This is a genomic window from Ruminococcus bromii, assembly GCF_002834225.1.
Classification (GTDB): Bacteria; Bacillota; Clostridia; order Oscillospirales; family Acutalibacteraceae; genus Ruminococcoides; species Ruminococcoides bromii.
The window spans coordinates 1-4,942 of record NZ_NNSR01000055.1; the positions used below are offsets into that span (position 1 = coordinate 1).

At 40.0% G+C, this 4,942-nt stretch carries 7 protein-coding genes; 1 reads left to right on the plus strand and 6 read right to left on the minus strand.

All coding sequences use genetic code 11. The features are described 5' to 3' along the window. Window positions 1-50: 50 nt before the first annotated feature. From RBATCC27255_RS05755 to RBATCC27255_RS05775, 6 genes are all read right to left on the minus strand, one after another. Window positions 51-1,211 carry a plasmid recombination protein gene (locus RBATCC27255_RS05755; protein ID WP_242958582.1) on the minus strand — a complete coding sequence of 387 codons (1,161 nt, stop codon included), beginning with the start codon at window positions 1,209-1,211 and terminating at the stop codon, window positions 51-53. Then, a complete protein-coding gene (locus tag RBATCC27255_RS10460; protein WP_169923274.1) occupies window positions 1,180-1,386 on the minus strand; it encodes a hypothetical protein in 207 nt (68 codons plus the stop codon). Before RBATCC27255_RS10460 ends, RBATCC27255_RS05755 begins: the two co-directional genes overlap by 32 nt. A gap of 97 nt (window positions 1,387-1,483) precedes the next feature. Beyond that, the gene (locus RBATCC27255_RS05760; protein ID WP_101029133.1) at window positions 1,484-2,614 is read right to left on the minus strand and encodes an AAA family ATPase; all 1,131 of its coding nucleotides are present in this window, start codon (window positions 2,612-2,614) and stop codon (window positions 1,484-1,486) included. After that, on the minus strand, window positions 2,604-2,939 hold the full coding sequence (locus RBATCC27255_RS05765; protein ID WP_101029134.1) for a plasmid mobilization protein: 336 nt from the start codon (window positions 2,937-2,939) through the stop codon (window positions 2,604-2,606). Before RBATCC27255_RS05765 ends, RBATCC27255_RS05760 begins: the two co-directional genes overlap by 11 nt. Window positions 2,940-2,943: 4 nt before the next feature. Further along, complete coding sequence (locus RBATCC27255_RS05770; RefSeq protein ID WP_101029135.1) at window positions 2,944-4,020, minus strand: site-specific integrase; 1,077 nt, start codon at window positions 4,018-4,020, stop codon at window positions 2,944-2,946. Then, entirely contained in the window at window positions 4,020-4,211 is a 192-nt protein-coding gene (locus RBATCC27255_RS05775; RefSeq protein ID WP_101029136.1) for an HTH domain-containing protein, read from the minus strand. The genes RBATCC27255_RS05770 and RBATCC27255_RS05775 overlap by 1 nt, the downstream gene beginning before the upstream one ends. Before the next feature lie 284 nt (window positions 4,212-4,495). On the opposite strand from RBATCC27255_RS05775, the gene RBATCC27255_RS05780 reads away from it, so the two are divergent. Continuing rightward, window positions 4,496-4,942, plus strand: a 447-nt coding sequence (locus tag RBATCC27255_RS05780; protein WP_101029137.1) for a helix-turn-helix domain-containing protein, incomplete at its 3' end; no start/stop codon positions are given.

Here is a 4,942-nt window from a genome sequence, read left to right on the forward strand (position 1 = left end):
GTTTGTTCAAAAATTGTGTTTGCCATTTTGTTTTACCTCCAAAAATTTATTTATCTTGAGCGTGGGTTTTCACGCTTACGACCTTTAATATTTCTTGCCTGTTCAAGCAACTCGTCAATCTGTTTATGCCCGAAAACTTTGCGCAAAAGTTTGTAATCTTTGACCTCTGAACGCAAATTTTCGTTTTCGTTTTTCAGCTTACTGTTGATTTTCGATAACATTTCGTTCTCACGATAGAGATTGCCGTTCGTGATATTTAATCTATGGTAATTGTCCCAACCTTCAAAGCAACGAGCCAATGCCGTCTTGATTAACGCTTTTAATTTTTGAATAAGCGGCTCTGCAATTTTGGTTTTATATGCTTTTGCAGACATAAAACTTTGCGGTTCGGAGAGCTGATATTCGGGGGCATTATCGAGCATTTCTTCCACATTCCTTAATTTTTCCAAACCATCATCATAGTTTAACACTCGCTCGGATAACACATTAAATTCGGCTTGCTTTTCTTCGATTTTAGCACCCAATTGTTCAAGTTCTGCTGTTCTTTCTTGCTTTTTATAATCAAGAACAGACAAATGTTTTTCGTGCGTTCCTTTGTGTTCCCACTCAATTCCGTGTCGTTCCATAACGAATGCGAGTGCAGATTTTTCTGCGCTTACCCATTGATTCCACTCGGTATCTCCACGGGTTCCGCCCTTAAATCCTTGTGCGGCAAGCGCCTGCTTTAGTGATACTCTCGTGTCAAGTCCACGGTTGCTGCCGGTTGTGAACGGAACAAAATCAATATGCAAATGGGGCGTTGCCTCGTCCATATGCAGATGAGCAGAGAACACTTTTAGGTTGGGATTTCGCTCTTGAAATCCCCGATAATACTCATCTAAAACCTGCCGTGCAAGCTGTCCGTTTTCGCTTTCGACGCTCATATTTTCCTTATCGCCAATCTGTAAAATCAGTTCGTGAAACGGCTTTTCTTGCTTTGAGTTTCTGATTTTCTCATAGTAGTTTTCTATTCTGCGGTCGGCTCTTGTCTGCTTTTCGTTGTATCTTTTTAGTGCTTCGTCAAACAATTCGTGATAGATTTTCTTTATCGGCTCGTTACAGTAATCAATGTTCAAATGCGTTCTGATCCCGTCAACATTTTCAGCCTTGAACTTGCGGCTGTTGTGATTGACCGAGCCTTTACCCACCATTGCGCTTATCGTTCTTTGCATAAGTTATACCTCCAATCTCATAAACTTGCTCGTCCTCGGTTCTGTTACTCTTGTCAAGAGTAACGCAAAAGCACTTTTGACAGGCAAGCCCATCAAAAATGCAACCTGCAAGCAGGTTTTGCGCTCTCCGAGAGGCAGGAGTAGCTTTTTGAAAAAAGCCACCTGCACCCTGCAAAAACTTTAATGCGTGTCAAACCGTGACGGTGGCGACAATGTTTTATGCCTATGCACGCTACTAAAATGTTTGTCACGGTCGTCACACATTGACACGCCTATTTCATAAGAGATAGTTTTCGTCCGTTATGCGTTCGACTTGCTTTGTAGTGAATGCCATAATCTTTAAGCAGTCGGTTTGCATTTATACTTAACCTCAATGAAAGAACATTTGGTTTAACATCTTCTCCGAGAATGTCACATAGTTCGGAAGCAGTACCTTCCCACACTTTACTTTCCGACAAAAGAGTTGTAGCAATTTTTTCAAGTAACGGCTCAGGCGGCTCTTTCCACAATTCTGTTTCGGACTTTTCAAAATTCCAAATTAGTTTTTCGGCATCTCTCACAAGATGAATTTTCATATCTTGTTGGTCCCTACCGGCAACATCAAGTGTGGCATTATTAGAAGTTCGTTTTTCTTTGCTTAGAACGAACGCTCCGTCGGCGGCTCCCATCAATCCGTTTGTTCCTGAAATCATATCGAAAATATCTTCCGCTTTTTGCTTGCGAGTATGGTGAACAATGAGCATTGTAACATTGTAGCTGTCCGCCAATGATTTGAGCCTTGCTACAATATCATAGTCACTTGCATAGCTGTAATCGGCTCCGCCGGCTTCACGAACACGCTTTAATGTGTCGATAATGATCAAGCCTGTATCTGAATGTTCTTCCATAAAGCCTTTAATTTGTTCGTCCAAGCCTTCGTTTAATGTTTTACATTGTGTGGCAAAATACAGATTATCTGTTTCCTCAGCTCCAAACATTTGAAACAATCGCTTTTGCAAGCGGGGGTAGTCATCTTCAAGTGCAAAGTAAAGCACAGTTGACTTTCGCACTTTGTAACCCCATAACGGTGTGCCTGTGCTTATGTGATAAGCAAGCTGTGCCATCATAAAACTTTTACCCACCTTTGGAGAGCCTGCAAAAATATAAGTACCTCTTTGTAGCAAACCGTCTATCAACGGTGTTTGAACATTAAAAACCGTATCATACAACTCGCTCATCGAAACTGTTTTAAGATATGACGGACTCATCTGCTTTGAAAATTCTTTTTGCATTTCCTCAAGATAATCATCTAAGCTCTTGCCATCCTCATTAAAATCGGTTATACTATCATTACATACATTTGGTGACTGCTCCGTATCTGCGCCAACAGATACAATCGGAGTGGTCATTTTTTTATTTTCCATTGTTACCATCTCCTTTCAATCCGTTCATTGTGGTAGCGATAAGGTCAATAGTATCAAGAAGTTCCGGCTCAATGCTCCCACCGACATCAATTCGTTGCAATTCATTAAGGATGAATTCCATTTGAGTTTTAAGAGCCTTGTAAACTCTCGGACTCGGTTGAACTACCACCTCACGCTCCATACATTTGCGATAGCAATATTCCTGCTTGGGCAATCCCGAAAGAGCAATTGCTCTGTTCAGCTCTTTTTGTTCTTCGGGAGATACTCTGAAAGCTACGGTAATACTGCGAAAACGATTATACTTATCAACATTTTTGGCTGACATAATATCACACTCCTTTATTCATAAAATTAAGTTTTATTGCCATTTCTTTTTGCTTTGACGGGAACAGATGCGCATAGCGATAAGTAATTTCTATACTCTCGTGTCCCACTCGGTCTGCAATGGCGACTGCCGAAAATCCCATATCAATTAAAAGGCTGATATGACTGTGCCTTAAATCGTGAATACGAATACGCTTTACACCTGCGGCTTTTGAACCTCTGTCCATTTCGTGATGAAGATAGCTTTTCGTTATGTTAAAAATGCGGTCTTTCCTTTTCAGCCCGTACTGCATATTGAAAAACTCCTGCATTTCAGTACAAAGAAAATCCGGCATTTGCACCGTTCGGTTACTTTTCTTTGTTTTCGGTGAAGTAATCATATCTTCACCTTTTATTCGCTGATATGTTTTGCTGATTTTTACCGTTCCTTTTTCAAAATCAAAATCAGCAGGGGTAAGAGCAAGCAATTCTCCCTCACGGATACCTGTCCAATAAAGCATTTGAAAAGCATAATAAGAAATCGGTTTATCCATCATTACTTCGGAGAACTTTTGATATTCTTCCTTTGTCCAAAACAGCATTTCCTTGCGTTCTTCACTACCCATATTTCCGGCTTTTGCGGCGGGATTGCTACGCAAATCATAAAATCTTACCGCATAATTAAATATGGCAGAAAGTTGATTGTGCAGCGTTTTCAGATAGGATGATGAATAGGGCTTATTCTCCTCATTACGATATGCAAGCATTTCATTTTGCCACGCTCGTACATCTTTGGTTGTAATCTCATTGATTTTGTAATTTTCAAAATACGGCAGAATTTTCTGCTGAATAATATTTTCTTTTGTTTGCCAAGTGCTTTCCTTTAATCGTGGCTTTTGCTCTCGGCAATAAATTTCAACAAAGGCGGAAAAGGGCATATCCAAATCTCCCGAATTTTGTTGTCGGAAAGTATGCTCCCACTCCTGCGCCTCTCGTTTGGTATCAAATCCTCGCTTACACTTTGGCTTGCGTTCGCCTTTCCAGTTTGTGTATTGAGTCATCACATACCAAGTTCCGTTATCTTTGTTTTTGTAAGCCGGCATTATACCTCTCTCCTTTCTGCTCCGTAAACTCTTTCATTAAAATACTGTCGGCTGATGCGTCCTGCAACTGTGATATATCCTTTTGCACTCAACTCATCATTGAGCTGTTTTATAACCTTATATGCATAAGATTTCGATACATCCAATTCTTCTGCAACCTCATCGGCTCTGATAAAAGACTTTTCTGTCATAAAAAACACCTCCTTTATAATTGTTTTGGTTATTTATTGTCGGATACTTTCTGACCGCATTCCGATTTGCCCGAGCGGATACACCATTACCGTGATGTATGACGGATATTCAGTTTTCGCAAACAACTTAACGCTATTTGCTTAATGATTATACTAAACATATTCCGTTATGTCAAGTGGTTTTCGTAAAAATATTAAACTTTTTTGTTTTATGTTACTTGACATATACTAAACATATATGATATACTGTTTGCACATTATATGAATAAGGGAGCGTAAATTTTATGGCAATCGGAGAGAGAATAAGGTTCTTTCGTAATCTTTGCGGAATGACACAGAAATATTTAGGACAGGTGGTCGGATTTCCCGAAAAAACCGCTGACATTCGTATGGCACAGTATGAATCCGGAAGTAGAACGCCTAAGGCTGATTTAACAAATAAACTTGCAGAGGTTTTCGATATATCGCCACAGGCTCTTTCTGTTCCTGACATTGACAGTTACATAGGGTTAATGCACACCTTGTTTACATTAGAGGACAGATACGGATTGACAATATTAAAGACTGAAAACGGTGTTTCAATGTATGCAGACCCTAAAAAAGGAACAGATGCTGCCGAGCTTTCAGAAATGCTCGCTGCGTGGGCTGAACAATCCGAGAAATATCATAACGGCGACATTAACCGTGACGAATATGACAAGTGGCGCTACAATTATCCGAAGTATGATGAA

What these genes read in the sequence shown, in the direction of transcription:
- RBATCC27255_RS05755 (WP_242958582.1), bottom strand. Translation starts at nt 1,211, where the DNA reads ATGCAAAGAACGATAAGCGCAATGGTGGGTAAAGGCTCGGTCAATCAC.
- RBATCC27255_RS05760 (WP_101029133.1), bottom strand. Translation starts at nt 2,614, where the DNA reads ATGGAAAATAAAAAAATGACCACTCCGATTGTATCTGTTGGCGCAGAT.
- RBATCC27255_RS05765 (WP_101029134.1), bottom strand. Translation starts at nt 2,939, where the DNA reads ATGTCAGCCAAAAATGTTGATAAGTATAATCGTTTTCGCAGTATTACC.
- RBATCC27255_RS05770 (WP_101029135.1), bottom strand. Translation starts at nt 4,020, where the DNA reads ATGCCGGCTTACAAAAACAAAGATAACGGAACTTGGTATGTGATGACT.
- RBATCC27255_RS05775 (WP_101029136.1), bottom strand. Translation starts at nt 4,211, where the DNA reads ATGACAGAAAAGTCTTTTATCAGAGCCGATGAGGTTGCAGAAGAATTG.